Origin of the sequence: Phenylobacterium sp. (assembly GCF_022402485.1) — a bacterium.
GTDB lineage: Bacteria > Pseudomonadota > Alphaproteobacteria > Caulobacterales > Caulobacteraceae > Phenylobacterium.
The window spans coordinates 70,958-95,633 of the sequence record NZ_JAKRSA010000010.1 but is presented as its reverse complement, the minus strand read 5'-3'; the positions used below and the strand labels follow the sequence as shown (position 1 = coordinate 95,633).

The following is a 24,676-nucleotide window of genomic DNA, read 5'->3' as shown; positions in this document are numbered from 1 at the left end:
CCTTTACGGCGGGGGTGAGACGGAATGTCGCGAGAAGGTCCAGCCAGTGTCGAACAGGGGCGCCCGCGCCTGGTGGTGGGGATCGCCGGGGCCAGCGGTGTGGCCTATGGCCTGCGGGCCCTGGCCGCCTGTGCGGAGCTGGGGGTCGAGAGCCACCTGGTAATGAGCCGTGCGGCCGCCCTGACCCTGGCCCAGGAAACCGACCTGACGCTGGCCGATGTTCAGACCATGGCGGATGTCACCTATCGCGCGGGCGATGTCGGGGCCGCCATTGCCTCGGGGTCCTTTCCGACCCTTGGCATGCTGATCGCCCCCTGCTCGGTGCGCACCATGAGTGAGATCGCCACCGGGGTGACCTCGTCCCTGATGACCCGGGCCGCAGACGTCACCCTAAAGGAGCGGCGCCCCCTGGTGCTGATGGTGCGCGAGACGCCCCTGCATCTGGGCCACCTGCGGACCATGGTGAAGCTGGCGGAAATGGGGGCGGTGATCGCCCCGCCCCTGCCCGCCTTCTATGCCAAGCCGGTCAGCCTCGAGGAGATGGTCGACCAGTCGGTGGGGCGCAGCCTGGACCTGTTTGGCCTGTCGTGGACGAAGGTCAAGCGCTGGGGCCAGGACGTGGCCATGCCCCCGGCCGCGGATCACTGAACATGGAGCTCTGGCCCTGGGCCGTTCACGCCTATGGCCGTCCTGACGTGGCCGCCGCCGCCCTGGCCCTGCAGGACGATCATGGCCAGTGCGTGCCCCTGCTGCTCTGGGCGGGGTGGGCCAGGCCCGATGATCCCGACCTGATCGGCCATGCCGTCAGCCTGGCCAGGACCTGGGAGGCCGCCGCCATCCTGCCCCTGCGCACCGCACGGCGGGGGCTGAAGGCCGGGCTGCCAGGAGCAGACGCTGCGTCGCAACAGGCCCTTCGCGCCCAGGTCAAGGCTAGCGAGCTGGAGGCTGAGCGCCTGCTGCTGGGGGCCCTGGCCAGTCTGGGGGGATCGGGCGGGGCCGCCCTTGAGGTCGCCCTGGCGGCCACAGCGACAGCCTGGGGCGGTCAGGTCGAACCGGCAGCCCTTGAGAGACTGTCCCGCACCCTGCGGGGCGTCCAGTAAATATGGCACCCGGTTTCAGTCACTTCCGTCAGATCGCAACTTGCTCTAGGCGGGCCTTTACCCGCTCCTGGGCAAACAGGATGATGCGGGGGCAAGACCACAACGCCATGGCGGGGGCGGCATGAACGATCTTGGGCCCGATCTGGAGGCACAGCTCCGCGAGCGTCTGGCCGCCGCCCGCCAGGAGCATGCGGACCTCGATATCGCGGTCCAGGCGATCAGCGCCATGCCCACCCCGAGCCTGGGGGTGCTTGGCCGCTTCAAGCGGCGCAAGCTCAGTCTGAAGGACGAGATCGCCGCCCTGGAAGACCAGCTGACCCCGGACATCATCGCCTAGCGCGCTTGATCTGTCCGGGCAGGGCCTCAGTCGATGACCTTGAACCGGCCCTTCTCGAACACCCTCAGCACCTGCTCCAGCTCATGGCCCCGGCGCAGGATCATGCCGCCCTGGCCGATCACCGCCCAGGCACCCTGGCGCCTGGCCAGGGCGGGACGCTTCTCAATCCTGTAGAGGGGCGATTCGGCCGCCCGGCGGAACACCGAGAACGCACAGGCCTCAGGGCCCGGCTCAATGGAGTAGTCCCGCCACTCGCCGGCCGCCACCATGCGGCCATAGAGGTTCAGCAGGCGCTGGAATTCCTGGCGTTGAAAGAACACCGGCCCGGCCCGGCGGCCGGCGGCGGCGGAGTCATGAGCGGACGGGTCAGTAGCCATTGAGAGAGAGCCTGACTCAATATGGCGACGAAATCGAGCGGCGATCTTCTGGCCGCCGAGCCATCGGCCAAGTGCCGGGGGTGCCTCGAAATGACCTTATTTCGGTCCAGACCCCGCCTGTATGGGCGTCGATAAAGGCAGGGTCGGTTGATCGGGACACCTCGCGGTTCCGGACCCTGAACAGCCCCCCCAGCCCCCCTGGGACCCGGGAGCTCGATCAGCCGGCGTCATAAGCCCCTCCTCTGAGAAGGCCCGTGCGGAGCAGCCCCCCTCCCCCGCGCGGGCCTTTTTCGTGGGTCAGCGCTTTGGTGGACAGTCTCCGGCCTCAGCGCGCGGCGGTCTGGGGCTTGGCCGGCGGAGCCGTCTGGGGCATGGCCGCCAGGATGCGCCCCCCGTTCGGGGCCTGGACGATCAACAGGGTCTGCAGGCCGTCCTGGCTAGGCTCAGGGGCGCTATAGGCCGTCGGGCGGCCGCGCCAGCCACCCAGCCGGGTGATTTCCCGCACCACATTGCGCTGCTCGAGGGTCACGCCCCGGTTCTCGCCCCGGCGTACCGCCACATTCTCCGGCCGGGGGTCATAACGGATCAGCCAGACATCGGCCCCGCCGCGCGGCGCACGGCCCGTGCCTACATCTACCCGACGCTGGCCGATGAACAGAATATCCGGGGCCGGCACCTGGCGCTCAGCCGCAGCCTCCAGCAGGGCCTCGACCTTTTCAGGCTCCACGGCCGAGGCTTCGCTGGCCCCGTTGATCACCAGCTGAGGGGTATAGGGCTCACGCAGGGACAGGGGTGTGAGATAGGCCTTTTGCCGCTCGGCAAAGGCCGGCAGGGCGAAGGTGTCCTCCCAGCCCAGATAGTCCCAGTAATCCACCGCAAAGGTCAGGGCCAGGACGCCAGGACGCTCGGCCAGGCTGTTGACATAGTCATTGGCCTGCGCACAGGCCGCGCAGCCCTGCGCGGTGTAGAACTCCACCACCACAGGGGGCTTTGCCGCCGAAGCGGCAGCGGGAACCGCCAGGAGGCACAGGCTAGCGAGCAGGGCTCTGATCATGGGTGGGCAATAAAGCCGAGTTGTCGCGCCAGCGCGTTTCAACAAGGTGTGAGCGAAAGCCGACATGGAGTTCGACGTCTCTGAAATAGCAGCCCCTCGAAAAATGGCGAGGGGGGCCGCAGTGACCCGCGACCCCCCATTGGCATCACCCTTACGCGGCGCCTTAGGCGTCCTGGGACGCCAGGTTGCGCAGCACATAGTTCAGCACGCCACCGTTCTTGAAGTATTCAAGCTCGGTGGGGGTGTCGATCCGGCAGCGGACCGGGAAGCGGGCCACGCGGCCATCGCCGGCACGGTAAAGCTCTACGGTCAGCTGCTTGCGCGGCGACAGGTCCTGGAGGCCGCGGATGGAGACGATCTCCTCCCCGGTCAGGCCGAGCTTCTGCCAGCCCTCCTGGGTGAACTGCAGGGGCAGAACGCCCATGCCCACCAGGTTGGACCGGTGAATACGCTCGAAGCTTTCGGCGATCACAGCGCGCACGCCGAGCAGCTTGGTGCCCTTCGCCGCCCAGTCGCGGGAGGAGCCTGTGCCGTATTCCTTGCCGGCGAAAACCACCAGGGGGCGGCCCTCGGCCTGATAACGCATGGCCGCATCATAGATCGACATCACATCCCCGGTGGGGAAGTGCTTGGTCACGCCGCCTTCGATTTCCGGGGTCAGCTTGTTGCGGATCCGGATGTTGGCGAAGGTGCCGCGCATCATGACCTCATGGTTCCCGCGGCGGGCGCCGTAGGAGTTGAAGTCGGTCTGCGGCACCTGGCGTTCACGCAGGTATTCGCCAGCCGGCGAGGTCAGCTTGATGGAGCCGGCCGGGCTGATGTGGTCGGTGGTGATCGAGTCGCCGAACACGCCAAGGACGCGGGCCTCGATGATGTCGGTGATCGCCTCGGGCTCCATGCTCATGCCCTCGAAATAGGGCGGGTTCTGCACGTAGGTGGAGCCCACGTCCCAGGCATAGGTCTGGCCACCGGCCACCTTGATCCCCTGCCAGGCCTTGTCGCCCTTGAAGACGTCGGCATAGCGGGTGGCAAACATCTTGTCGGTGACGTGCTTGCGCTGGAGGGCGGCGATCTCTTCGTTGGTCGGCCAGATGTCCTTCAGATAGACCGGCTGGCCGTCCTTGCCCTCGCCCAGGGGCTCGGTGGTCAGGTCGATCTGCATGGACCCGGCCAGGGCATAGGCCACCACCAGGGGCGGCGAGGCCAGATAGTTGGCCCGCACGTCGGGGTTCACCCGACCTTCGAAGTTGCGGTTACCCGACAGCACCGAGCAGGCCACCAGGTCGCCCTGCTGGACGGCCTCGGAGATGGCCTCCGGCAGCGGCCCGGAATTGCCGATGCAGGTGGTGCAGCCATAGCCCACGAGGTTGAAGCCGAGCGCGTCCAGGGACTTGGTCAGACCTGCGCTCTTCAGATAGTCGGTGACCACCTGGGAGCCCGGTGCCAGGGAGGTTTTCACCCACGGCTTGACCTTCAGGCCCTTCTCCACGGCCTTCTTGGCCACCAGACCCGCGGCGATCAGCACGCTGGGGTTGGAGGTGTTGGTGCAGGACGTAATGGCGGCGATGACCACGTCGCCGTGGCCCACGTCGAACTTTTCGCCAGCCACCGGGGTGCGCTGGGCGATGGAATCGGCCTTGCCGAAGTCCTTGGCCAGGGCCTCCTTGAACTCCGCCGCGGCGCTGGTCAGCAGCACTCGATCCTGGGGCCGCTTGGGGCCGGCCAGGGACGGCACGACGCTGGACAGATCCAGGTCCAGGGTGTCGGTGAACACCGGATCGGGCTCATCGCCTTCGCGCCACATGCCCTGGGCCTTGGCGTAGGCTTCCACCAGGGCGACGCGGTCGGCGTCGCGGCCGGTGGCGGCCAGATAGTCGATGGTCGCCCGGGTGACCGGGAAGAAGCCGCAGGTGGCACCGTATTCCGGGGCCATGTTGGCGATGGTGGCCTGGTCTTCCAGGGTCATCTTGGCCAGGCCCGGGCCGTAGAACTCGACGAACTTGCCGACCACGCCCTTCTTGCGCAGCATCTGGGTGACCGTCAGCACCAGGTCGGTGGCGGTCGCGCCCTCGGGCATGGCGCCGGTGAGCTTGAAGCCGATGACCTCGGGGATCAGCATGGGGATCGGCTGGCCGAGCATGGCCGCTTCAGCCTCGATGCCGCCCACGCCCCAGCCCAGCACCGACAGGCCGTTGATCATGGTGGTGTGGGAGTCGGTACCGACCACGGTGTCGGGATAGGCCAGGGTCGCGCCGTCCACCTCATTGGTCCAGACGGTCTGGGCCAGATATTCCAGGTTCACCTGGTGGCAGATGCCGGTGCCAGGGGGCACCACGCGGAAATTATTGAAGGCCGAGGAGCCCCAGCGCAGGAAGCGGTAGCGCTCGATATTGCGCTCATATTCCCGGTCGACGTTTTCGCCGAAGGCCTTGGCGGTGCCGAAATAGTCGACCATCACCGAATGGTCGATGACCAGGTCCACCGGGTTGAGCGGATTGATCTTTTCGGGATTGGCGCCGAGCTTGGTCATGGCATCGCGCATGGCGGCCAGATCGACCACGGCGGGCACGCCGGTGAAGTCCTGCATCAGCACCCGGGCCGGCCGGAAGCTGATCTCGTGCTCCTTGGCGCCGCGGTTGTCGAGCCAGGCGGCGACGGCCTTCAGGTCGTCTTCGCCCACCGAAACCCCGTCCTCATTGCGCAGCAGGTTCTCAAGCAGAACCTTCATCGACACGGGCAGGTTGGAAATTCCGTTCAGGCCAGCGGCTTCCGCGGCGGCCAGGCTGTAGTAGACGTAAGTCTTGTCGCCCACCGTCAATTCGCGGCGGGTCTTCAGGGTGTCGATCGACGCCATCCTAAAGGATCCTCTCTCTGTTCACGGCCGTTCATCTACCGCCCCCGGGATCGCGCGCTCAAAGAGATGGACACACAGCGTCCGTCCCCGCGCCGCGTACGCCCCCTCGGGTGGCGACGGCCGCGGCTGTCATAGACCCGGCGGCGTTAGCCGTCCATGCGAGGCGTGAGGACAATTTGGGTCCAGTTCTAGTGTTTTTGGGGCACCGCCCATGATCCCAGAGGTTTCGATCCAGTCCCTGGCCCTCTCCCGCGGGGGGCGACAGTTGTTTACGCGACTTATTCTCAAGATTGTGCCGGGGGAAGCTGTGGCCCTGATCGGGCGCAATGGATCAGGAAAAACCAGTCTTTTGAGGGCGATAGCGGGTCTGATCACCCCCGATGAGGGCGACATCAGCTTTGGCGGCGTGGAGCCAGCCGAGGCCCGAGAGGCGATTCATCTGCTCGGTCATCTGGACGGGCTGAAGTCTTCGCGCACGGCCCGCGACGAACTGTCCTTCTGGACAGGTTTCTCGGGCGGTTCCCCTGGGGCGGTGGAGGCCTGCGCGGGACAGCTTGATCTTGGCCCCCTCCTGGACCTGGAGGTCCGAAGACTGTCAGCGGGGCAAAGGCGGCGGCTGGCCCTGGCCCGCCTGCTGGCCGCGCCCCGGCCCCTGTGGCTGCTGGACGAACCCCTGAGCCCGTTGGATGCCGAGTGGCGGGGTCGATTTGGTGAGATCATGGTCGACCATCTTCGCGGTGGCGGCATGATCCTCGCGGCTGTGCACGACCCTCTGCCCCTGGCGGCGCGCACGGTGGAGATCAGCCGATGAGCCGGGTCGGGACGCTGCTGGCCCGGGAAACAGCCCTGGCCTGGGGCAAGGGCGGGGGACCCATGGTCGCGGTCGGCTTCTATGCCGGGGTGGCCACACTTCTGCCCCTGGCGGTAGGCTCAGAGCCCGAACGTCTGGCGGCCATCGCCCCTGGCGCGGCCTGGGTGGCCTTGGCCCTGGCCGCCCTCCTGTCCCTCGATCGGCTGTTTGAGCGGGACTATGAGGACGGGGCCCTGGACCTTCTGACCCTGTCGCCAGTGCCCCTGGAGATCATCTGTGCGGTGAAGTGCCTGGCCCAGTGGCTGGCCACCGGACTTCCCCTGGCCCTCGCCGCCCCCATCGCCGCCATCGCCCTGGGGGCCTCGCCCATGCTCAGCGGCCTGGTGGTGGCCTGCGCGCTGCTGGGCGGGCTGGCCTTTGCCTTCATGGGCGGGATTGGGGCGGCCTTGAGCCTGGGTGCCCGGCGGGGGGGCCTGCTGACGGCCGTCATCGTCCTGCCCCTGTTCGTGCCGCCAGTGATCTTTGGCGGCGGCGCCCTGGCCAGTCTCGCCGCCGGCCTGCCCTGGAGCGCCGGGTTCGTGCTGCTGGGCGCCTATGCCGCAGCCGCTGTGGCGCTGGGGCCCCTGGCCATGGCGGCGGCCTGCCGCAATGCCCTGTCCTGAAGCCCGCGGTGGCACCTGAGCAGAGAGAAAGAATCTGCGACGGAACGGCGGTCCGCCGCCGTTGAAGTCTTCAGAGGGGCCCAACTGGAGACCACCCATGAAGACCATCAAGACCATCGCGCTCGGCGGCACCCTGGCCGCCCTGACCTTCACCACCGCCAGCTTCGCCCAACCGGCCCCCGCCCCTGGCCAGGGACAGCGGCCGGCCATGGAGGGCCGCGAGCGGCCCAGCCCAGAGCAGCGGAGCGCCCGCATGACCGAGCGCCTGCGCACCAGCCTGCAGCTCACCAGCCAGCAGGAAGCCGCCCTTACCACCTATGTCCGCGCCATGACGCCCAAGGACGGGGCCCGGGGCGGCGACCGGGACGGCCGCCGGGCCGAGCGCCAGGCGATGGCCGACCTGTCCACCCCAGCCCGACTTGACGCCATGGCCGCCCGCATGGCCGAGCGCCAGCAGGCCTTCGCCGTTCGTGCAGAGGCCACCAAGCGCTTCTATGCCCAGCTGACCCCGTCCCAGCAGAAGGCCTTTGACGCCCTGCGCCCGGCCGGTCGCGGCCAGGGTGACGGCCAGGGTCGGGGCGGTCGCCATGGTGGCGGTATGGGCGGCGGTATGGGTGGCGGTATGGGTGGCGGGGGCCCCACGGGCCGCTAGCAAGCACAGCCTGCGCCCCCGTCCCGGTCGACTTGGCGCGCCCCCGGCTTTGCCGGGCGACTTGCGGGGCGGGGGCGCAACGGGCTAATTGCCCGGCCATGATCCCCGTGCCGGCCTTCCTGTCCAATCCCGAGCGGTTCATGGCGTTTTCCCGCTGGGCGGCGCCAATGTTCGGTGCCCTGGCCGTCATCCTGGCCTTGGCCGGGCTCTATCTCGGCTTCACCGCGCCGGAGGACTACCAGCAGGGCGACACCGTACGGATCATGTTCATCCATGTGCCCGCCGCCTGGATGAGCATGTTTGTCTATGCCTGCCTAGGCACGGCGAGCTTCCTGTCCCTGGTGTTCCGCCACGCCCTGGCCGATGCCGCCGCCCAGGCCGCAGCCCCCTTAGGGGCGGCCTTTACAGCCCTGGCCCTGATCACCGGATCCCTATGGGGTCGGCCCATGTGGGGCGCCTGGTGGGTCTGGGACGCCCGGATGACCTCGGTGCTGGTGCTGTTTTTGTTTTACATCGCCTATATGGCGCTCCGCGCCGCCCTGGACGACGAGACCAAGGCCGCCCGGGCCGCAGCGATCCTGGCCCTGGTGGGCCTGCTCAACCTGCCCATCGTCAAGTTCTCCGTCGACTGGTGGAACAGCCTGCACCAGGGTGCCTCGGTGTTCCGGTTCGACGGCCCTACCGTGGCCGATGTGTTCCTCTATCCCCTGATCCTGATGGCCCTGGCCTATATGTCAGCCTTCGGATCCCTGTGGTTGTTGCGCATCCGGGGCGAGGTCTGGCGCCGCCGGGCCGAAGCCCTGGCCCAACGGGCGGCGAGGGCCTGATGCTGGATTTCGACGCCAGTCCCTATGGGGCCTATGTGTGGCCGGCCTTCGCCATCACCGCCCTCGTCTTCATCGGCATGATCGTTTCAGCCTTCTCCCACGCCCGCCATTGGCGGGCCCGCACAGAAGCCCTGCGGCAGATCGCCGAGCAGGCCGAGGCCGCCCGGCCCCCCGCGCCGCCATCTGAGGCCCACGTCCCATGAGCCGCTGGCTGGCCTATCTGCCCCTGGCGGTGCTCATCGGCCTCGCCCTGCTGTTTGGGCTCTATTCCCTCAACCGCGATCCGCAGGTCAATCCGCAGGCCACCGTCGGCAAGCCCGTCCCTGCCCTGACCCTGCCCAATCTGGAGGACGGCCGCCCCGTCCCCCTGGCGGAGGCCCTGAACGGTCAGCCGGTCCTGATCAACTTCTTCGCCTCCTGGTGCCCGCCCTGCGAAGTGGAGCATCCGGTGCTGGTGGACCTGGCCGCCCAGGGCGTGCCGATCATCGGCGTGGCCTATAAGGACGCCCCGCCCAACACCCTGGCCTTCCTGGCCCGCCTCGGCGATCCCTTCACCATCCACATGGTGGACCGGGACGGCCGCGCCGGGGTGGAGTTTGGCGTCACCGGCGTGCCCGAGACCTATCTGGTGGCCGCCGACGGCACGATCCTCGCCAAACACGCCGGCCCCCTAAGCGCCGAGGACGCCGCCGCGCTCTGGGCGCAGCGGCGCTAACCACAAGTCCCCCGGGCCCCCTAGTGGCCCCCCCTACTGGGCGGCGCGCATCAGGCCCTGCATCTGGGCGATCCAGGCGATCCAGGCTGCGCGTCCGGCCTCGGTGAGGAACACCCGGGTCTGGGGGCGCTTGCCGACGAAGCGCTTTTCCTGGCGGACATAGCCGGCCTCCTCCAGCTTCTTCAGGTGGGTGGAGAGGTTGCCGTCGGTGGCCCCCACCTTGTCCTTCAGCTCGCTGAACACCGCCGGGCTCACGGTGGAGAGATAGGCCATGATCCCCAAGCGCAGGCGGCCATGGATCACCTCGTCGATGGCCCCATGATCAAAGGGGTTGTCAGGGGCTGGCGACCCCCCGGTCATGCTGCACCTCGGGGCTCACGGAGCATCAGGACCACCCCCGGCAGAAAGACCGTGAGGAAGACCCCCAGGGCGGCCACCGCCCAGATCTCAGCCGTCCCGGCGAACCAGGCTGACAGGGCGATCATCACCAAGGCACCGTAGCCGGCGGTCTTCAGCACCCGGTTTCCGACCACGGCCCCTGAGGTGAAGAGCGCGATGGCGTAGGCGCTGAACACGAGGGCCAGAGAGTGCTCGAACCCGGCGATGGCGTTGCCGCCGGTGAACGCCTTGAGAAACAGGGTCACGAAATAGGCACCGAGCACAAAGCCGGCGATCTTCCAGACGCTGGCTTCCACTTGGGCGCCTACGGAGGCCTGGCCAGGGGTTTCCGGCGAAACCTTGCGGACCAGGGCGAAGAAGCCGGCGGTCCCGATCAGCATGAACCCGCCCCACATGTAGAGATAGGCCATGTCGCCCAGGGGCAGGCGGTCGCTGGCCAGGCCATAATGGATCAGATAGGCCGGCCCCAGCAGACCGCCCCACCAGGCCAGAAAGCGGCCGCCGAGCAGGGGGGCGTTGCGGCCGGATTCGGCCACAGCGCGGATATAGGCCAGATCATCACTGAGCGAGGGTTGGGTCATGGGTGTCTCCCGTTGCTTTGTGATGCAAAGTTATTGGGAGCCGATTGGCTTTGTCAAGCAAAGTTCTTTCTGGTGGTCTGGGTCGGCGCATTGGAGGCCGGGGTGCCGCCCCTTGGCCTTCAGATCCGGTTAACCATAAATTCAGCCCCAGACCCCCATTCTGGGCCTGATTTCCCCCCCTAGACCCCGGTTTTCGCCGTGAGCACGATTCGTCCGCCCTTCCCGAACGCTCTGCCGGCAGCGCCCCCGGGACCGCAGGGGTCTGTCCGCAATGCGGCGCAGCGGGCGTTTTTCGAAGCCGCCCTCGGGCGGGCCGCACCGACCCAAACTCAGGCCCAAACTCAGGCCCAGGCCCCGACCCAGACGCTGGCCCAGGCCCCGACCCGGGGTGCGGCGCGGACGGCTCAGGGCACCGAAGTCCAGGTCCGGGCGACGCCGGTGCGGGACATTCCCCACCAGGTCCGCATGCCCGACGAGGCCCCGCAGAAAATCCTGCGGCCGGGCTCTCTGCTGGATATCCGGGTCTAGAGCCTGATGTCTGAGCGCGCTCGGCGCCGACAGCCGATGCCCACCGGCCGGTCCGCGCCCTAGACCCGACCGGTGCGCGCCTTCCAGATGGCGTCTTCCAGGGCCTTGGCGAATTCCGCCTGTTCAGGCGGCGACAGGGCCGCGGCCACCTGCGCAAACTTGCCCGACAGCCGCACCCGAACACCCACGGTCCGGTCGTCCTCGACCTCCACATCCACCCGGGTGAAGGCGGTGGGAGAGGTCCAGACCAAAGCCTGGGCGTTGGGGGTCTGGCGCAGGACGCGGACCTCATGGGCGGTGACCTGCACCCGCTCCACCTGCTTGGCGGCGTGATTGCTGACCAGGAAGGCCAGGGCGATGGCACCCACGTCCAGAGCCAGGAAGATCGGCACCAGGGTCGCCCCCATGGACATGAAAATGCCCGCAGAAATGCAATTGAGGACCGTGATGGCCGTGATCAGGATCACCAGGCCGCGCTGGGAGAGCGACCGGTTGGGGGTGATGACCGCGTCCATGAAATAGGGGCTGTCCATTTCGAAGAATATATTAGCGGCCTGCGCCATCTTGGCGAGGGGCTTTGCGCAGGGCATCAAGGCCCATGGCCAAGTCGTCCGCCCCCGCCCCTGCAAAGCGCCCCGCCAAGCCAGGCCGCCGGCGCCTGTCGCCGGCTGAACAGGCCCGGATCGCCACCCTGTTCGAGCGCTTTGAGGCTGCCGAGTCTGACCCCCGCACTGAGCTGAACTATGACAGCCCCTATACCCTGGTGACCGCCGTGGCCCTGTCGGCCCAGGCCACCGACGTGGGGGTAAACAAGGCCACCGCCAAGCTGTTCGCGGTGGCCGACACTCCGGAAAAGATGCTGGAACTGGGGGAGGCGGGCCTGATCCCGTTGATCTCGTCCATTGGCCTGTTTCGCACCAAGGCCAAGAACGTCATCGCCGCGGCCAGGATCCTGGTGGAGCAGCATGGGGGCCAGGTGCCCCTGGATCGGGACGCCCTCCAGGCCCTGCCCGGGGTCGGACGCAAGACCGCCAGCGTGGTGCTGAACGAACTGCGGGTGGAACCGGCCATCGCCGTGGACACCCATGTGTTCCGGGTCGCCCATCGGCTGAAGCTGGCCTTCGGCAAAACCCCCGATCAGGTGGAGGCCGAGCTCATGGGGGTGATCCCGCAGCCCTATCTGGTCCGCGCCCACCACTGGCTGATCCTGCACGGCCGCTATGTCTGCGTGGCCCGCAAGCCCAAGTGCGCCGAGTGCCCCGTCGCCGACCTCTGCCCCTCCCGGTCGCTGCTGGACAGGTAAGGTCCCCTCAGCCCCAGTCCCTGGCGTGACGCAGGCGAACGCCACTGGCGTGCAGGGTGGTGTCCCAGACCGGTCTTAGATGGGCCAGGGTCTCGGTGAACCGCAACTCTACCCCCTGCGCCTGCAAGGCGGCGGGCAGGTCGGCGACAAGCTCCTTGGCCAAGGGGGTCACCGCCGTCCTGGCCACCCACATGCCCGCGTCCGAAAGGCTCTCAAAGGGTTCAACCGGCAGGTCGTAACGATAGAGACGCTCCGCCCCCAGCCGCCGCCACCAGTCCCATTCCACATAGGCCAGGGCCTTGGCCGGGCTCGCGCCAAACCAGGCCGCGTGATCGGCCGCCGTGGTCGAAGGCGTCGGCCAGATCAGGATGCGCGGACAGTCCCGGGGAAACAGGTACAAGGCCTGGTGGGCGTCCTCGATGGCCCAGACCAGGGGTCCGTTCAGCCAGTCCTGGCCCGGCCCCCGCTCTGAGGGAACCCGAACCGGGCGAGGCTCAAAGACCGCAATGCCCGGATCCTCGCTGAAGTGATAAAGCTGCATGGGTCTCGATTGGCCTGATGATGGTCGATGGGACAAGCCCTGCCGACCAGAGGTGAGGCAGACGGTCGTTTGCGCCCCCTCCAGGGCTGCTTCACATTGCCCCGACTGTGCTTTCCCTGTAATCGGCGCCCGTCCCTGATCAACGCCCCTGCCCAAGAGAAACCCACCGGAATGACACAGCTTTACGACGTCGCCGCCATTGGCAACGCCATCGTCGACGTGATCGCCCCGGCGCCTGAGGCCTTTCTGGTTTCCGAGGGCCTCTCCAAGGGGGCGATGATGCTGATCGACGAGGCCCAGGGCGTCGACCTCTACAGCCGCATGGCGCCAGGGGTGGAAACCTCCGGCGGATCGGCGGGCAACACGGTGGCCGGGGTGGCCAGCTTCGGCGGCAAGGCGGCCTATCTGGGCAAGGTGGCCAAGGACCAGCTGGGCGAGGTCTTCGCCCACGACATGCGCGCCCAGGGGGTGCGCTTCGATGTGGCACCCCTGGCCGCCGGCCCGGCGACCGCCCGTTGCCTGATCAATGTGACCCCTGATGGTCAGCGCACCATGTGCACCTATCTGGGCGCGTCCACCGAGCTGACCGCCGACGATGTGGACCCCGCCATCGTCGAAGCCTCGAAGATCGTCTATCTGGAGGGCTATCTGTTTGATCCCTCCGAGGCCCGTCGCGCCTTCGCCAAGGCTGCAGGCCTGGCCCGGGCCAATGGCCGCAAGATCGCACTCACCCTGTCCGACGCCTTTGTGGTCGAGCGCCACCGGGAGGCCCTGATGGGGTTTATCGAGACCCAGGTGGATATCGTGTTCGCCAATGAGGCCGAGATCTGCGCCCTGTTTGAGACGACAGACTTCTACGCCGCCGTCGACGCCCTGGCGGCTCGCATTCCCTTGGCCGCGGTGACCCGTGGGGCCCAGGGTTCGGTGGTAGCCGCCGGCAAGGCCCGGCACGAGATCTGGGCCGCGGCGGTCGACAAGGTAGTGGACACCACCGGGGCCGGCGACCAGTACGCCGCCGGCTTCCTGTTTGGCCTGGCCCATGAGCGGTCCCTGCCGGTCTGCGGCGAACTGGGCGCCCTGGCGGCGGCTGAAGTGATCTCCCATTACGGCCCGCGGCCGCAGGTCTCCCTCAAGGACCTGGCCGCTTCGAGAGGACTTTAAACCCCATGGCGCGCACAGCCGAGGTCGTCCGCAACACCAAGGAAACCCAGATCAGCGTCAGCGTCGATCTGGACGGGACCGGCGTGTCTGATGTCGAGACCGGCGTCGGCTTCTTCGACCACATGCTGGACGCCTTTGCCCGCCACGGGGGCATCGACCTGAAGGTCCGCACCAAGGGCGACCTGCACATCGACTTCCACCACACGGTGGAGGACACCGGGATCGTGCTTGGCCAGGCCATTCACAAGGCCCTGGACGGGTTCAAGGGAATCCGCCGGTTCGGTCACGCCTATATCCCCATGGACGAGACCCTGACCCGCTGCGCCATCGACCTGTCCAACCGGCCCTATCTGATCTGGAAGGTGGCCTTCCGGACCCCGAAGATCGGCGAAATGGACACCGAGCTGTTCAAGGAGTTCCACCACGCCTTCGCCATGAACTGCGGCGCCTGCGTGCATCTGGAGACCCTGTACGGCGAGAACAGTCACCATATCGCCGAGAGCGGGTTCAAGGCCCTGGCCCGGGCCCTGCGCCAGGCCATTGAGATCGACCCCAAGACGGGCGGCCAGGCCCCCTCCACCAAGGGCGTGCTCTAGGGCGCGTCCCCGGGGTCGTAAGGAACCACTATGCAGACCGTCGCCCTGATCGACTATGGGTCGGGCAATCTCCGTTCGGCGCAGAACGCCCTGGAAAGGGCCGCCAGCACCGCGCCCGGGGGTGCGAAGATCTGTGTCACCGCCGACCCGGAAACCGTGGCGGCCGCCGACCGCGTGGTGCTGCCCGGCGTCGGGGCGTTCGCCGCCTGCCGCGCCGCCCTGATGGGCCGGGCCGGCCTGGTAGAAGCGATCACGGCGGCCGTGCAGGGGCGCGGCGTGCCCTTCCTGGGCGTCTGCGTCGGCATGCAGCTCTTGGCCAGTCGCGGCCTGGAGTTCGGCGAGACCCCAGGGCTCGACTGGATTCCCGGTGAGGTTCGCCGTCTGACGCCGGCCAGCCCGACGTGCAAGGTGCCGCACATGGGCTGGAACAGCCTGGATGACATCAGCCCATCAGGAACGGCCCTGGGCCTCGTGCCCGACGCCGCCATGTACTTCACCCACTCCTTCGCCTTCCACCCGGCCGATCCGGCCGATGTGGCTGCCTTCACCGACCACGGGGGGCGTTTCCCTGCCGCCGTGCTGAGGGGCAATCTGGCGGGGGTTCAATTCCACCCGGAGAAATCGCAGTCTGCCGGGCTTTCACTTCTCGCGCGCTTTCTGGAGTGGCGACCTTGATCCTCTACCCGGCCATCGACCTCAAGGACGGCCAGTGCGTGCGCGTGCTGCACGGCGTCCTCGACACAGCCACCGTGTTCAACACCTCGCCGGCCGACCAGGCCCAACAGTGGGCCAATGCCGGTTTCCCATGGATCCATGTGGTGGACCTGAACGGGGCCGTGCAGGGCCAGGCGGTCAATGCCGATGCGGTCCGTGCCATTCTGGAATCTGTCTCCGTCCCCGTCCAGCTGGGAGGCGGCATCCGCAGCCTGGCCGACATCGAGGGCTGGATTGAAGCCGGGGTCAGCCGGGTGATTCTCGGAACCCTGGCGGTGCGTGAGCCGCAGGTGGTGGTAGAGGCCGCCCGCCTTTGGCCTGAGCAGATTGCTGTCAGCGTCGATGTGCGGGGCGGCAAGGTGGCAGTCCAGGGCTGGACTGAAGACTCTGATCTCGACGCCGTCACTGTGGCCAAGCGCTTCGAAGACGCCGGCGTCAGCGCCCTGATCATTACCGACATCGACCGCGACGGCGCCCTGACCGGCTTCAATGTGGACGTGTTCGGGGCCATGGCCGATGCCGTGGACATCCCTGTCATCGCCGCCGGCGGTCTGGCCAGCGTGGAAGACATCCACCGGCTTCGCGCCCGTAAGGGCCGGCCCATCGCCGGCGCGGTCCTGGGCCGGGCGCTCTATACCGGGGCCATCAAGGCCGCCGAAGCCATCAAGGCCGCGGCCTGATGCTGAACCTGCGCGTCATCCCCTGCCTGGACGTCAAGGACGGCCGCGTGGTCAAGGGCGTGCAGTTCCTGTCCCTGCGTGACGCCGGCGATCCGGTGGAACAGGCCAGTGCCTATGACGCCGCCGGCGCTGACGAGCTGATGTTCCTGGACATCACCGCCAGCCATGAGGGCCGTGGCGCCATCCTCGATGTGATCGCCCGGACTGCCGATGTCTGTTTCATGCCGCTCAGCGTCGGCGGTGGGATCCGGGCGGTGGAGGATGCCCGGCGCCTGTTGCTGGCCGGGGCCGATAAGATCAGCGTCAACACGGCCGCTGTGGAAAATCCCGATCTGATCAGCGCCTGCGCCGACGCCTTTGGCTCCCAGGCCGTGGTCTGCGCCATCGACGCCAAGCGGGCCGAGGATGCGGCCTGGCGGGTGTTCATCTATGGGGGGCGCAAGGACACCGGCCTGGACGTGGTCGACTATGCCCGCCTGGCCGTGGAAAAGGGTGCCGGCGAGATCCTGCTGACCTCCATGGACCGGGACGGTGCCAAGACCGGCTATGACATCGAGTTGCTACGCGCCATCACAGGGTCGGTCAGCGTGCCGGTGATCGCCTCAGGGGGTGCAGGCTCAGCCGCCCACATGGTCGAAGCCGCCACACAAGGGGGTGCCGACGCCGTGTTGGCCGCCTCCATCTTCCACTTCGGCGAGGTGTCCATCGGCGAGGTCAAGCAGGCCATGGTCGCCGCCGGCCTGCCCGCCCGTCTCACCGGGGCGGAAATGCGCCGGGACGCCGCGGAGGCCTTCTCATGAGCCGGCTGGCAGAGGTGCTGCAGCGGCTCGCCACGGTGATCGAAGGGCGAAAGGGCGGCGATCCCGCAACCTCCTATACCGCCCGGCTGCTCCATGACCCGGACCTGGCGGCCAAGAAGCTGGGGGAGGAGGCGGTGGAAACGGTGATCGCCGCGGTCCACGGGAACACCGACGCCCTGGCCGCTGAAAGCGCCGACCTGCTCTATCACTGGCTGGTGCTGCTGGCAGCGAGCGAGGTTTCCCTTGACGCGGTGGCGGCCAAGCTGGAGGCCCGCGAAGGGGTCTCGGGCCATGACGAGAAGGCCCGCCGCAAGCCAGCCTGAGGGTCGGCGGCTCACCCCTCGGCAGACGAGCATCTAGGGGTTGGGCTTGGTCCGGTCGCCGAGCAGTAGTTGGCCCTGCTTCTGGACCCGGCCCTTGATCTGCCCCGCCAGCATGGCCAGGACGTTGGGCAGATTGATCTCCAGACGCACCGCCTCGGCGGCGACCTCCAGATGCCCACTGATGGTCTGACCCATGGCCACGGCCGAGAAGGTCATTCTGTCGCCGACCCATTCCCGGGAAATCTTGGCGTTCTCCCCCATCTGACCCAGCATCTTGTCGAACCCCTGCTCCAGCCGCTGTCGGGCTTCGGTGGCGCCGAGGCTGTGGGGGATATCGATGACGATGGGCTTCATGGGGGGCCTCTCAAGGTTTTGTACGACTAAAGCCTGTCCGCCAAGTCTTGAACAGGGCCACTTAGGGTGGATCGATCCTGGCGGGGTCTATCCTCGGGGCTTACGCTTCAGGGCCACATAGAGCGCCCCGCCGCCCCCGTGGCGACGGTGAGCCTCGGAAACTCCGGCCACGATCGACCGCAGATGCGCCGCCGCCAGCCATTCCGGCGTCGCCCGGCGAAGTGCCCCGTCGCCGGTTCCCCGGGACCCCTTGCCGGTGATCACCAGGACCGCGCGATGGCCTTCATCCCAGGCCCGAAGCAGGAAGGCATCCAGGGTCGCCCGGGCCGCGTCATAGGTCAGGCCGTGCAGATCCAGGCGGGCGGCAATGGGGTCGCGCTCGCGCACAATGCGGTGATGGCGGTTGGGCTCGATCAGGTCCGGGCCGGGCCAGGACGCCGCAGGGCGCGGGGGGGCCGCGGGGGCGGGTCCCGGCGCCTTGGTCTTGGGGGGCATCTTGCCCGGCGGGGGCTTCAGGCCCGGCGCCTTCGCAGGCGGCGGGGCGACAGGGGCGGCGGTCTCTCCCTCAGGGGGTGCCACTGCAGTGTGCCGCCCGGGCAGGGGGTGGAGGGTGGCGGCCACGACCGACCAGAGCCGATGCTCCTCAGGCCGAAGCGGGCGTTTCATGGGGTGGGATCAGGGCCTATCCGAGGCGCAAGGCGGATCATGCGCAGGGTATGCCTGACCCGTCCGGCTTCCACCCCCGCCTCTGGACCTGAGCCCAGATAGAGATCGGCCCGGACCTGGCCCTTGATGGCACCCCCCGTATCGAGGGCGACCGTCAGGCGGCGATAGGTGGGAAAGGCGCCGGTCAGGATCGGAGCCTCAGCATCGATCCAGAACAGCTCACCCACCCGATGCACCGACAGGTCCACAGCGATGGCGTGGTCGGGCGGCAGGGGAATGCCGGCGGCCCCCAGGGGGTGCAGGCCGTCATCAGCCTCCAGACGGAACCACACATAGCGACGGTTCAGGCGCATGATCTCGTCGGCCTCAGGGCCCCGGTGCGCGGCCAACCAGGCGCGGATGGACTCCCCAGAGGTATTGTTGGCCGCCAGAAGGCCCCGCTGACGCATGGGGTTGGCGATGCCCGAAAAGGGCATGTCGTTATGGGCGGCGAACATGACCTTGACCCGTTCGCCATCAGGATAGGTCAGGACGCCCGACCCCTGGATCTGCAGAAAGAACAGCTCCTCCGGCCGCATCCAGGCCAGGACCTCGGTGGGCGGGATCGCCTCGATCGCCGCCCGATCGGCCCGGCCAGACAACGCGGCGTGATTGGCGGGCTTGGGCCTTACCGGGGCGCTGTATTCCGCGTCCGGCTCATGGCGGGCGGAATACTCCGGCGCATAATAGGCGGTCAGCACGCCTTCGCCGGGGACAGGCTCAAGGCGGAACTGGGTTTCAAAGAACTGGCGGGCCGCTTCAGCTTCCAGGCGCGGCTGCGCCCGCGCGCGACGGCAGATTTCGGCCTCGGCGGGCGCGCGGGCCACACGGCAGGTGGCGCGGTAGGCGGCAAAGGCCTGAGCATGATCGGCCTGGTCCCAGCCCCGCAGGCTGCTGAACGCCATAGGGCGTGCTGGCGGCGTGGCCGGCCCAGGGGCTGGGGCGGCAGCCGGCGGTTTTGGGCCCTTTGGCGCGGGCGATGGAGCCTCTTCTGGTCCACGCCCGGTGGCGCAGGCCGTTAGGAGGAGGGCGCCGCCGAGGACGCCGACCGAACGCAGGCGCAAGTCCCTAGGCCTCCGCGGCGTCGACGTGAACGAGGGTCCAGTTGGGATCTTTGCTCTTGAGATTGCGCTCGAAGGTCCAAAGCTCGGCAGTCCGCCGATCATCGACCGCCTCGCCGCCGGCGTCCTTGATGCGGCTGCGCAGTTCGGCCAGGAAGCGCACGGTCACCCGGGCCGCATCACCCACCACCTCGGCCTTGTCCATGTCTGCCCGGGGGGGATTCAGGAATTCCACGGTCTCCGTGCGGCCTTCGGTCTCCCGGGCCGAGATGACCGATTCAAAGGCTGAGTAAACCTCGTCCGACAGCAGATTGCGCAGGGTGTCCCGATCACCGCCGGCGAAGGCGTTGACCACCATCTGGTAGGCAGACTTGGCCCCGTGCAGGAAGTGGCTGAGATCAAAGGCCGGATCGCGGGCGCGGATGGCGGCCAGGCCCGAAAGGGCGACGCCTTCGGCTTCCTCGGCCATCTCATTGATCCGCTCGGGCGGGCGCACCGGGCTGGTCGGGCCCTCGCCAGCGGGCTTGTCCTCGGGCTGGCGCCCCACGCGCCGTCCCAGCACGGAATAGAGCTGGTAGAGGACAATGGCCGCCAGGGCGGCGAAGATGATCAGCTCCAGTAAGGGCAAGCGGGTCTCTCGTGGGCTTCAGTGGACGAATGGGCCGAAGCCCTCTGGGTTCTATATAGTCGCTGCAAACGCTGGCGTCAGGACCGTCATTGCATCAGCTAGGGGGCCATGTTAGCAGCCCGCGCCAGAAAGGGGCGGGTTTTCCCACTCCAACGCGGCCGGTGCCGGCGAAGGCTGGCATCCCAGAACGGACAGACGCGCATGACCGACACCGACGCCGCCGCCCCTGGCGGCCTGCCCAATGGCGCTGAGGCCTTTGTTCCGGGCGTTCGGATCCTGGCCCAGTTCATCCGAGATCTCTCCTTCGAGAACCCCCGCGCCCCAGATGCCCTGCGGGGCACGGGTGCCCAGCCGCAGATCGACCTGGGCGTGGAAATGAACGCCCGGGGCCGGGAAGACGGGCTTTTCGAGGTGGATTTGAAGCTCTCGGCCCGGGCGAGCCGCGAGGATGGCCCGGTGTTTCATGTGGAGCTGCTCTATGGCGGGGTCTTCCAGATCACGGGGGTTACACCCGAAGACATGGAATCGGTGCTGCTGGTGGACTGCCCCCGTTTCCTGTTCCCCTTCGCCCGCCGGGTCATTGCCGATGTGACCTCTGACGGCGGTTTCCCGCCCTTCCTGCTGGATCCGATCGATTTCGGCGGGGTCTATGCGGCCCGCAAGGCCCAAGGCGACGTGTCGCAGATGGGCGAAGGACAGATCGGCAACGCCTGATCTGCCACACCAAGGCCTCAGCACGCCGGGGCGCTGAGGACGAACATGAGGGGCGGCGGCTTTCGGGGCGCCGCCTTTTCTACAGGCCGTGTTTTTTCCAGAGCAGGTCAGACTTGACCACCTCGCGGACAAAGGCGGCATGGCGCTCCAATTCCTGCTCGCTGACCGCCGCCGGCAGCGGTCGGGGCCGGGTGCCATATGCCCCCGTGCGGGCGGGGCCAGCCGCCTGAGCGACCAGGGTCGGCGCCAGCTCCAGACGGCGTTCCCGGCCGCCCTTCAGCTCCAGATAGACATCGGCCAGCAGCCGCGCGTCGATCAGCGCCCCGTGCTTTTCCCGGTCGGTGAGGGAAATCTTGAAACGCCGGCACAGGGCGTCGAGGGAATTGGCCATGCCAGGAAAGCGGGCCCTGGCCAGGACAAGGGTGTCCACCCAGCGATGTTCAGGGATCTCCACCCGGCTACACAGCGCCAGTTCGAAATTGATGAAGGTCCGGTCGAAGGCCGCATTGTGGGCGACGATGGGGGCCTCGCCGACAAAATCCAGGAAGGCCTCCACCACTTCAGGGGCCTCAAACCTGGGCTTGCCCCGCAGAAAGTCCGCTGACAGGCCGTGGACCTTCTCAGCTTCAGGCGGCATGTCCCGGAGGGGGTCGATATAACAGTGGAAGGACCGCCCCGTGGGGATGAAGTCCTCGATCTCCAGACAGGCCAGCTCCACCAAACGGTGGCCTTCCCGAGGCTCAAACCCGGTGGTTTCAGTGTCGAGGACAATTTCTCGGGCCATGGGGCTTCAATGGCCCGGTTTGCCGGGGGCTTCAACCGCGGCCGCAGCCCTGGCCTGCGCCACCTTCTCCCGCAAGGCGGTCACGATGTCAGTGACCTGGGCCCGGGCATGATCGAGCCCTTGGCTCGTATCTACCACATAATGGGCGCGGGCACGTTTTTCGGCATCGGCCAGCTGTTGCGCCAGGATGGCGTCCAGACGCTCCGGGGTCATGCCCGGCCGGGCCAGCACCCGCTCGCGCTGCATATGCGCCGGGGCAGTGACCACGACCACAGCGTCCATGCGCCCATCGCCGCCGGTCTCAAACAGCAGCGGGACATCCAGAACGACCATCTCCGCGCCCTTGGCCTGAGCGGTGGCAAAGAAGCCCTGCCGGTCCAATCCCACCAGGGGATGGACGATGGCATTAAGCCGCTGCAGGGCCTCAGGATTTCCCAGCACCTGCTGGCGCAGGAGCTCCCGGTCGACCGCGCCCCCTTGAACCACCCCAGGAAAGGCCTGCCCGACCGGCTCCACTGCAGCCCCGCCCACATCATAGAGATCATGAACGGCGGCATCGGCGTCATAGACCGGCACCCCGTGGTCCCGGAACATGGCCGCGGTGGTGGATTTTCCCATGCCGATGGAGCCGGTGAGGCCGATGAGCAGCATTGTCGTCAGGTCCTCTCGTTCTGGCCAAGACTCTTCAGGGCCAGGGCCCGTACGTCCACCCCCGCAGGGGGCGGCTGGCCGAAAAAGGCGGCGAAGGCCGGCCGGGCCTGACCGATCAGCATGGCCAGGCCATCGACCGTGCGACGGTCCAGGGCCTGGGCTGTGGCCAGGAACGGCGTCACCAGGGGCTTATAGACCATATCCATGACGACGCAGTCAGCGCCCGTGGCCTCAAGGGGCACCTCGAACCCCCCGGTGTCCGACAACCCGGCCGAGGTGGCGTTAATCACCGCCCCGGCCCCGTCCAAGGCGCGGGCAGCGTCTGACAGGGGGAGGGGGGAGACCCTCGACCCCAGGGCCTCTGCCAAACTTTCTGCCCTGGCCAGGGTGCGGTTGAGGACCCGAACCTGCGGCGCGCCGGCGGCTAGAAAGGCTGCGGCTGCCCCCCGCGCTGCGCCGCCGGCCCCGAGAATGACCACCGGGGCGGTCGTGGGATCAAAACCGGGTGCCTGCTCGCCAAAGGCCGCCAGAAGGCCGATCCCGTCGGTATTGTCGGCGATGATGGTCCCGTCCTGGGCAAACAGCAGCAGGTTTGCCGCCCCCGCGGCCTGGGCCGCCGGGGTCGGGGCATCGGCCAGGGCCAGGGCGGCTTCCTTGAAGGGTAGGGTGATGTTGAGACCGGTTATGACACCGCCCCGCAGCCCCTGGATGAAGGCCTCAAATCCTGCAGGGGAGGGGGCGAAGGGCACATAGGCACCATCAAGGCCGGCGGCGTTCAGCCAGGCATTGTGGATCATGGGGCTGAGGGAGTGGGCAATGGGCGAGCCCGCCACCCCAGCCACCCGGGCGGTACCTGAAATCGAGGCGGTCATGGGATCAGCGCGCCGCGGCTGCGGAGCTGGTCCAGCAACCCCAGCAGGGGCAGGCCCAGTATGGCGAAGTAGTCCCCCTCGATGGACGAGAACAGCTGGGCGCCGGGACCCTCAAGCCGGTAGCACCCCACCGATCCCAGAAGCGCTGGCCCCTCCAGGCCCAGATAGTGATCCAGAAAGTCCGGGGTAAAGTCTCGCAGGGTAAGGGTGGCGGTGGAGACATCCGACCACAGGATCTCATTCCCTTGGGCCAGCACCACAGCGGAATGCAAGTGGTGGGGCGCGCCCTGCAGGGCCAGCAGCCGGGCTCGCGCCTCCTCAAGGCTTTCGGCCTTGTCATGCAGGGTGCCCTCGAACTCGAGGGTCTGGTCGGCGCCGATCACCAGGCCAGCCCTGGTGGCTGCAACGGTCAGGGCCTTGATTTCCGCCAGGGCCAGCGCGCAGGACTTAGGGTTGCCGCCGGCCCCCAGGATGCGGGCCTTGACCAGGTCCTCGTCGACGCCTGAGACCACCTTTTCGAAAGCCACACCGGCCCCGGCCAGGATCTGGCTGCGGGCGGCACTCTGGGAAGCCAGGGTGATGGGGATCATCCGAGTATGTCCACTTGTCGGCCAGAGGTCAGCAGGTTCATCACCGCAGCGGCCGTCTCTTCGACAGAGCGGCGGGTGACATCGATCACCGGCCAGCCCTGACGTTCATAGAGACGCCTCGCCTGGACGATCTCCTCGCGCACATTGTCCACATCGATATAGGCCGAGGTGCGGTTTTCCTTGAGGCTGAGCAGACGGTTTCGCCGGATCTGGATCAGCCGGTCCGGGGAGATGGTCAGGCCGACCACCAGGGTGTTTTTCAGCTGCAGCAGCTTGTCGGGGATCGGGCGCTCAGGCACCAGGGGCACATTGGCCGCCCGCACCCCCCGATGGGCGAGATAGATGCAGGTGGGGGTCTTGGAGGTCCGAGATACGCCGACCAGGACCACATCGGCCTGTTCCAGGTCCTGGCCGCCCTGACCATCATCATGGCCGATGGCGTAGTTCAGGGCGTCCATACGGTTGAAATAGTCGTGGTCGAGGGCGTGCTGGGCACCCACCCGGGTCGAGGTGGTCAGACCAAGGTAGCGCGACACCGCCGAGACCAGGGGATCGAGGGCCGCGATGCAGGCGATCTCCAGGCGGCGACAGCCATCCTCGAGAGCGGCCCGAAGCTCAGCATCAACAATCGTGTGGATCACCAGGCCCGGCGCCGACTCAATGTCGGACAGGGCCCGGTCCAGCTGCCGGCGCGAACGCACCAGGGCATAGATATGCTCGATCGGCAGGACATCGTCGAACCGGGCGCAAACCGCCCGCGCCATGGCGTTCAGAGTCTCCCCCGTGGAGTCTGACACCAGATGCAAGTGGAAATAGGTGGCGATACGCGGGTGGGTCATACCGGGTCAGGCGCCTGCGACAGAATGCTCTTGGGGATGACAGAGTCGATAAGTCTCTTAACCGAGGCCGACAGGCTTGGGGATACGTGGCGGATTATACCCGCCAGATCACGGCTGTCAGATCGGCCTGGGATAAGGGGCGAGTTGGCGGGGTTTTCACACACAAGATCACCCGGCGGGGAAAACCTTAATGAAAGGTAAACACAGGCGGGGTCCAAGGGCGGCCGCCATCCTCAGGCTTTCCGGATAGGCGGCACCGTCAGCGTCTTAAGGTTTTGTTAAGCTTTTAACGGCCGCTGGCCCGTCATCCCCGCAACTCACAGGGGCCGCGCTCCCAGTCTGAGAGAGGGTGAGCAGACTGTGGGTGGGCCGGGTATGGCCAGGCGCGGAGGGAGATATCCCCGGGTGTCAGCAGCCCTACCGCAACCTCTTTTCAAAACATCTCTTTCTTTCAGGAAGAAAG

Annotated in this window: 34 protein-coding genes; 18 read left to right on the top strand and 16 right to left on the bottom strand. The window is 67.6% G+C overall.

Annotation, left to right across the window (positions count from 1 at the left end; genetic code table 11):
* Positions 1-24 precede the first annotated feature (24 nt).
* The 3 genes from MH112_RS02930 to MH112_RS02920 all read left to right on the top strand — a co-directional run bounded on the left by MH112_RS02930 (position 25) and on the right by MH112_RS02920 (position 1,437).
* Positions 25-648: a UbiX family flavin prenyltransferase gene (locus MH112_RS02930; RefSeq protein ID WP_296563582.1), complete on the top strand. Its 624-nt coding sequence runs from the start codon at positions 25-27 to the stop codon at positions 646-648.
* A gap of 2 nt (positions 649-650) precedes the next feature.
* Positions 651-1,100, top strand: a complete 450-nt coding sequence (locus tag MH112_RS02925; protein ID WP_296563580.1) for a TIGR02444 family protein — start codon at positions 651-653, stop codon at positions 1,098-1,100.
* A 121-nt stretch (positions 1,101-1,221) separates the two neighbouring features.
* Positions 1,222-1,437: a DUF465 domain-containing protein gene (locus tag MH112_RS02920; RefSeq protein WP_296563578.1), complete on the top strand. Its 216-nt coding sequence runs from the start codon at positions 1,222-1,224 to the stop codon at positions 1,435-1,437.
* 26 nt (positions 1,438-1,463) lie between these two features.
* On the opposite strand, the gene MH112_RS02915 is transcribed toward MH112_RS02920, so the two are convergent.
* The 3 genes from MH112_RS02915 to acnA all read right to left on the bottom strand — a co-directional run bounded on the left by MH112_RS02915 (position 1,464) and on the right by acnA (position 5,722).
* Positions 1,464-1,814, bottom strand: coding sequence for a DUF2794 domain-containing protein (locus MH112_RS02915; RefSeq protein WP_296563576.1), 351 nt, complete (start codon positions 1,812-1,814; stop codon positions 1,464-1,466).
* A gap of 325 nt (positions 1,815-2,139) precedes the next feature.
* Positions 2,140-2,868: a DUF1223 domain-containing protein gene (locus MH112_RS02910; RefSeq protein WP_296563574.1), complete on the bottom strand. Its 729-nt coding sequence runs from the start codon at positions 2,866-2,868 to the stop codon at positions 2,140-2,142.
* 163 nt (positions 2,869-3,031) lie between these two features.
* Positions 3,032-5,722 (bottom strand): aconitate hydratase AcnA, encoded by a 2,691-nt coding sequence (gene acnA, locus MH112_RS02905; protein ID WP_296563572.1) that lies wholly within the window; start codon positions 5,720-5,722, stop codon positions 3,032-3,034.
* A gap of 211 nt (positions 5,723-5,933) precedes the next feature.
* Between acnA and ccmA the strand changes: the two genes are divergently transcribed.
* The 6 genes from ccmA (at position 5,934) to MH112_RS02875 (ending at position 9,389) form a co-directional block, all read left to right on the top strand.
* On the top strand, positions 5,934-6,533 hold the full coding sequence (gene ccmA / locus MH112_RS02900; RefSeq protein WP_296563570.1) for a heme ABC exporter ATP-binding protein CcmA: 600 nt from the start codon (positions 5,934-5,936) through the stop codon (positions 6,531-6,533).
* On the top strand, positions 6,530-7,195 hold the full coding sequence (gene ccmB / locus MH112_RS02895; RefSeq protein ID WP_296563565.1) for a heme exporter protein CcmB: 666 nt from the start codon (positions 6,530-6,532) through the stop codon (positions 7,193-7,195). Before ccmA ends, ccmB begins: the two co-directional genes overlap by 4 nt.
* Positions 7,196-7,292: 97 nt before the next feature.
* Positions 7,293-7,847, top strand: a complete 555-nt coding sequence (locus tag MH112_RS02890; protein ID WP_296563562.1) for a Spy/CpxP family protein refolding chaperone — start codon at positions 7,293-7,295, stop codon at positions 7,845-7,847.
* A gap of 98 nt (positions 7,848-7,945) precedes the next feature.
* Positions 7,946-8,674, top strand: a complete 729-nt coding sequence (ccmC, locus tag MH112_RS02885; RefSeq protein ID WP_296563559.1) for a heme ABC transporter permease CcmC — start codon at positions 7,946-7,948, stop codon at positions 8,672-8,674.
* Entirely contained in the window at positions 8,674-8,877 is a 204-nt protein-coding gene (ccmD, locus tag MH112_RS02880; protein ID WP_296563557.1) for a heme exporter protein CcmD, read from the top strand. The genes ccmC and ccmD overlap by 1 nt, the downstream gene beginning before the upstream one ends.
* On the top strand, positions 8,874-9,389 hold the full coding sequence (locus MH112_RS02875) for a DsbE family thiol:disulfide interchange protein (protein WP_296563555.1): 516 nt from the start codon (positions 8,874-8,876) through the stop codon (positions 9,387-9,389). The genes ccmD and MH112_RS02875 overlap by 4 nt, the downstream gene beginning before the upstream one ends.
* 33 nt (positions 9,390-9,422) lie before the next feature.
* On the opposite strand, the gene MH112_RS02870 is transcribed toward MH112_RS02875, so the two are convergent.
* Complete coding sequence (locus MH112_RS02870) at positions 9,423-9,749, bottom strand: transcriptional regulator (protein WP_296563553.1); 327 nt, start codon at positions 9,747-9,749, stop codon at positions 9,423-9,425.
* A complete protein-coding gene (locus tag MH112_RS02865; RefSeq protein WP_296563551.1) occupies positions 9,746-10,369 on the bottom strand; it encodes a hypothetical protein in 624 nt (207 codons plus the stop codon). Before MH112_RS02865 ends, MH112_RS02870 begins: the two co-directional genes overlap by 4 nt.
* Positions 10,370-10,567: 198 nt before the next feature.
* Here MH112_RS02865 and MH112_RS02860 point away from each other — a divergent pair, with 198 nt between their 5' ends.
* A complete protein-coding gene (locus tag MH112_RS02860) occupies positions 10,568-10,897 on the top strand; it encodes a hypothetical protein (RefSeq protein ID WP_296563547.1) in 330 nt (109 codons plus the stop codon).
* A 59-nt stretch (positions 10,898-10,956) separates the two neighbouring features.
* Here the strand turns inward: MH112_RS02860 and MH112_RS02855 are convergent, their stop codons facing one another.
* Complete coding sequence (locus MH112_RS02855; protein WP_296563545.1) at positions 10,957-11,460, bottom strand: DUF2244 domain-containing protein; 504 nt, start codon at positions 11,458-11,460, stop codon at positions 10,957-10,959.
* A 35-nt stretch (positions 11,461-11,495) separates the two neighbouring features.
* Between MH112_RS02855 and nth the strand changes: the two genes are divergently transcribed.
* Positions 11,496-12,200, top strand: coding sequence for an endonuclease III (gene nth / locus MH112_RS02850; RefSeq protein WP_296563544.1), 705 nt, complete (start codon positions 11,496-11,498; stop codon positions 12,198-12,200).
* Between the two features lie 7 nt (positions 12,201-12,207).
* Here the strand turns inward: nth and MH112_RS02845 are convergent, their stop codons facing one another.
* Positions 12,208-12,741, bottom strand: coding sequence for a DUF6886 family protein (locus MH112_RS02845; protein WP_296563542.1), 534 nt, complete (start codon positions 12,739-12,741; stop codon positions 12,208-12,210).
* A 171-nt stretch (positions 12,742-12,912) separates the two neighbouring features.
* Between MH112_RS02845 and MH112_RS02840 the strand changes: the two genes are divergently transcribed.
* The 6 genes from MH112_RS02840 to MH112_RS02815 are packed head-to-tail and all read left to right on the top strand — an operon-like array spanning position 12,913 to position 17,015.
* A complete protein-coding gene (locus MH112_RS02840) occupies positions 12,913-13,902 on the top strand; it encodes an adenosine kinase (protein WP_296563540.1) in 990 nt (329 codons plus the stop codon).
* Positions 13,903-13,907: 5 nt separating this feature from the next.
* Positions 13,908-14,498: an imidazoleglycerol-phosphate dehydratase HisB gene (hisB, locus tag MH112_RS02835; protein ID WP_296563539.1), complete on the top strand. Its 591-nt coding sequence runs from the start codon at positions 13,908-13,910 to the stop codon at positions 14,496-14,498.
* 30 nt (positions 14,499-14,528) lie between these two features.
* Complete coding sequence (gene hisH, locus MH112_RS02830) at positions 14,529-15,173, top strand: imidazole glycerol phosphate synthase subunit HisH (RefSeq protein WP_296563537.1); 645 nt, start codon at positions 14,529-14,531, stop codon at positions 15,171-15,173.
* Positions 15,170-15,892: a 1-(5-phosphoribosyl)-5-[(5-phosphoribosylamino)methylideneamino]imidazole-4-carboxamide isomerase gene (gene hisA, locus MH112_RS02825; RefSeq protein ID WP_296563534.1), complete on the top strand. Its 723-nt coding sequence runs from the start codon at positions 15,170-15,172 to the stop codon at positions 15,890-15,892. Before hisH ends, hisA begins: the two co-directional genes overlap by 4 nt.
* On the top strand, positions 15,892-16,692 hold the full coding sequence (hisF, locus tag MH112_RS02820) for an imidazole glycerol phosphate synthase subunit HisF (RefSeq protein WP_296563532.1): 801 nt from the start codon (positions 15,892-15,894) through the stop codon (positions 16,690-16,692). The genes hisA and hisF overlap by 1 nt, the downstream gene beginning before the upstream one ends.
* Positions 16,689-17,015: a phosphoribosyl-ATP diphosphatase gene (locus tag MH112_RS02815; protein WP_296563530.1), complete on the top strand. Its 327-nt coding sequence runs from the start codon at positions 16,689-16,691 to the stop codon at positions 17,013-17,015. Before hisF ends, MH112_RS02815 begins: the two co-directional genes overlap by 4 nt.
* Before the next feature lie 33 nt (positions 17,016-17,048).
* Here MH112_RS02815 and MH112_RS02810 read toward each other — a convergent pair whose 3' ends face one another.
* From MH112_RS02810 to timA, 4 genes are all read right to left on the bottom strand, one after another.
* Positions 17,049-17,369, bottom strand: a complete 321-nt coding sequence (locus MH112_RS02810) for a polyhydroxyalkanoic acid system family protein (RefSeq protein ID WP_296563528.1) — start codon at positions 17,367-17,369, stop codon at positions 17,049-17,051.
* A gap of 87 nt (positions 17,370-17,456) precedes the next feature.
* Positions 17,457-18,035, bottom strand: a complete 579-nt coding sequence (locus MH112_RS02805) for a Smr/MutS family protein (protein ID WP_296563527.1) — start codon at positions 18,033-18,035, stop codon at positions 17,457-17,459.
* Entirely contained in the window at positions 18,032-18,979 is a 948-nt protein-coding gene (locus MH112_RS02800) for an MltA domain-containing protein (RefSeq protein WP_296563524.1), read from the bottom strand. Before MH112_RS02800 ends, MH112_RS02805 begins: the two co-directional genes overlap by 4 nt.
* A 163-nt stretch (positions 18,980-19,142) precedes the next feature.
* Complete coding sequence (gene timA / locus MH112_RS02795; RefSeq protein ID WP_296563521.1) at positions 19,143-19,763, bottom strand: TIM44-related membrane protein TimA; 621 nt, start codon at positions 19,761-19,763, stop codon at positions 19,143-19,145.
* A gap of 201 nt (positions 19,764-19,964) precedes the next feature.
* On the opposite strand from timA, the gene secB reads away from it, so the two are divergent.
* Positions 19,965-20,477 (top strand): protein-export chaperone SecB, encoded by a 513-nt coding sequence (secB, locus tag MH112_RS02790; RefSeq protein ID WP_296563518.1) that lies wholly within the window; start codon positions 19,965-19,967, stop codon positions 20,475-20,477.
* A 79-nt stretch (positions 20,478-20,556) separates the two neighbouring features.
* Here the strand turns inward: secB and dnaQ are convergent, their stop codons facing one another.
* From dnaQ to MH112_RS02765, 5 genes are read right to left on the bottom strand one after another with little or no spacing between them, the layout of a single operon-like run.
* Entirely contained in the window at positions 20,557-21,261 is a 705-nt protein-coding gene (gene dnaQ, locus MH112_RS02785; protein WP_296563515.1) for a DNA polymerase III subunit epsilon, read from the bottom strand.
* A gap of 6 nt (positions 21,262-21,267) precedes the next feature.
* Positions 21,268-21,912, bottom strand: a complete 645-nt coding sequence (coaE, locus tag MH112_RS02780; RefSeq protein WP_296563512.1) for a dephospho-CoA kinase — start codon at positions 21,910-21,912, stop codon at positions 21,268-21,270.
* Between the two features lie 5 nt (positions 21,913-21,917).
* Complete coding sequence (aroE, locus tag MH112_RS02775; protein ID WP_296563509.1) at positions 21,918-22,784, bottom strand: shikimate dehydrogenase; 867 nt, start codon at positions 22,782-22,784, stop codon at positions 21,918-21,920.
* Positions 22,781-23,374, bottom strand: a complete 594-nt coding sequence (locus MH112_RS02770; protein ID WP_296563506.1) for a nucleoside triphosphate pyrophosphatase — start codon at positions 23,372-23,374, stop codon at positions 22,781-22,783. Before MH112_RS02770 ends, aroE begins: the two co-directional genes overlap by 4 nt.
* Complete coding sequence (locus MH112_RS02765; RefSeq protein ID WP_296563504.1) at positions 23,371-24,213, bottom strand: pyruvate, water dikinase regulatory protein; 843 nt, start codon at positions 24,211-24,213, stop codon at positions 23,371-23,373. The genes MH112_RS02770 and MH112_RS02765 overlap by 4 nt, the downstream gene beginning before the upstream one ends.
* Between the last annotated feature and the right edge of the window lie 463 nt (positions 24,214-24,676).

Bases quoted from the DNA above. Each gene is read 5' to 3' on its own strand.
- hisF (WP_296563532.1), top strand. From the start codon at position 15,892: ATGCTGAACCTGCGCGTCATCCCCTGCCTGGACGTCAAGGACGGCCGC.
- MH112_RS02910 (WP_296563574.1), bottom strand. From the start codon at position 2,868: ATGATCAGAGCCCTGCTCGCTAGCCTGTGCCTCCTGGCGGTTCCCGCT.
- dnaQ (WP_296563515.1), bottom strand. From the start codon at position 21,261: ATGGCCCGAGAAATTGTCCTCGACACTGAAACCACCGGGTTTGAGCCT.
- MH112_RS02805 (WP_296563527.1), bottom strand. From the start codon at position 18,035: ATGAAACGCCCGCTTCGGCCTGAGGAGCATCGGCTCTGGTCGGTCGTG.
- hisH (WP_296563537.1), top strand. From the start codon at position 14,529: ATGCAGACCGTCGCCCTGATCGACTATGGGTCGGGCAATCTCCGTTCG.
- MH112_RS02845 (WP_296563542.1), bottom strand. From the start codon at position 12,741: ATGCAGCTTTATCACTTCAGCGAGGATCCGGGCATTGCGGTCTTTGAG.
- hisB (WP_296563539.1), top strand. From the start codon at position 13,908: ATGGCGCGCACAGCCGAGGTCGTCCGCAACACCAAGGAAACCCAGATC.
- secB (WP_296563518.1), top strand. From the start codon at position 19,965: ATGACCGACACCGACGCCGCCGCCCCTGGCGGCCTGCCCAATGGCGCT.
- MH112_RS02770 (WP_296563506.1), bottom strand. From the start codon at position 23,374: ATGATCCCCATCACCCTGGCTTCCCAGAGTGCCGCCCGCAGCCAGATC.
- MH112_RS02800 (WP_296563524.1), bottom strand. From the start codon at position 18,979: ATGGCGTTCAGCAGCCTGCGGGGCTGGGACCAGGCCGATCATGCTCAG.
- MH112_RS02855 (WP_296563545.1), bottom strand. From the start codon at position 11,460: ATGGCGCAGGCCGCTAATATATTCTTCGAAATGGACAGCCCCTATTTC.
- ccmD (WP_296563557.1), top strand. From the start codon at position 8,674: ATGCTGGATTTCGACGCCAGTCCCTATGGGGCCTATGTGTGGCCGGCC.
- acnA (WP_296563572.1), bottom strand. From the start codon at position 5,722: ATGGCGTCGATCGACACCCTGAAGACCCGCCGCGAATTGACGGTGGGC.
- MH112_RS02890 (WP_296563562.1), top strand. From the start codon at position 7,293: ATGAAGACCATCAAGACCATCGCGCTCGGCGGCACCCTGGCCGCCCTG.
- MH112_RS02870 (WP_296563553.1), bottom strand. From the start codon at position 9,749: ATGACCGGGGGGTCGCCAGCCCCTGACAACCCCTTTGATCATGGGGCC.
- MH112_RS02815 (WP_296563530.1), top strand. From the start codon at position 16,689: ATGAGCCGGCTGGCAGAGGTGCTGCAGCGGCTCGCCACGGTGATCGAA.
- MH112_RS02925 (WP_296563580.1), top strand. From the start codon at position 651: ATGGAGCTCTGGCCCTGGGCCGTTCACGCCTATGGCCGTCCTGACGTG.
- MH112_RS02865 (WP_296563551.1), bottom strand. From the start codon at position 10,369: ATGACCCAACCCTCGCTCAGTGATGATCTGGCCTATATCCGCGCTGTG.
- MH112_RS02765 (WP_296563504.1), bottom strand. From the start codon at position 24,213: ATGACCCACCCGCGTATCGCCACCTATTTCCACTTGCATCTGGTGTCA.
- ccmA (WP_296563570.1), top strand. From the start codon at position 5,934: ATGATCCCAGAGGTTTCGATCCAGTCCCTGGCCCTCTCCCGCGGGGGG.
- coaE (WP_296563512.1), bottom strand. From the start codon at position 21,912: ATGCTGCTCATCGGCCTCACCGGCTCCATCGGCATGGGAAAATCCACC.
- MH112_RS02810 (WP_296563528.1), bottom strand. From the start codon at position 17,369: ATGAAGCCCATCGTCATCGATATCCCCCACAGCCTCGGCGCCACCGAA.
- MH112_RS02840 (WP_296563540.1), top strand. From the start codon at position 12,913: ATGACACAGCTTTACGACGTCGCCGCCATTGGCAACGCCATCGTCGAC.
- ccmC (WP_296563559.1), top strand. From the start codon at position 7,946: ATGATCCCCGTGCCGGCCTTCCTGTCCAATCCCGAGCGGTTCATGGCG.
- aroE (WP_296563509.1), bottom strand. From the start codon at position 22,784: ATGACCGCCTCGATTTCAGGTACCGCCCGGGTGGCTGGGGTGGCGGGC.
- ccmB (WP_296563565.1), top strand. From the start codon at position 6,530: ATGAGCCGGGTCGGGACGCTGCTGGCCCGGGAAACAGCCCTGGCCTGG.
- MH112_RS02915 (WP_296563576.1), bottom strand. From the start codon at position 1,814: ATGGCTACTGACCCGTCCGCTCATGACTCCGCCGCCGCCGGCCGCCGG.
- MH112_RS02875 (WP_296563555.1), top strand. From the start codon at position 8,874: ATGAGCCGCTGGCTGGCCTATCTGCCCCTGGCGGTGCTCATCGGCCTC.
- MH112_RS02920 (WP_296563578.1), top strand. From the start codon at position 1,222: ATGAACGATCTTGGGCCCGATCTGGAGGCACAGCTCCGCGAGCGTCTG.
- MH112_RS02930 (WP_296563582.1), top strand. From the start codon at position 25: ATGTCGCGAGAAGGTCCAGCCAGTGTCGAACAGGGGCGCCCGCGCCTG.
- nth (WP_296563544.1), top strand. From the start codon at position 11,496: ATGGCCAAGTCGTCCGCCCCCGCCCCTGCAAAGCGCCCCGCCAAGCCA.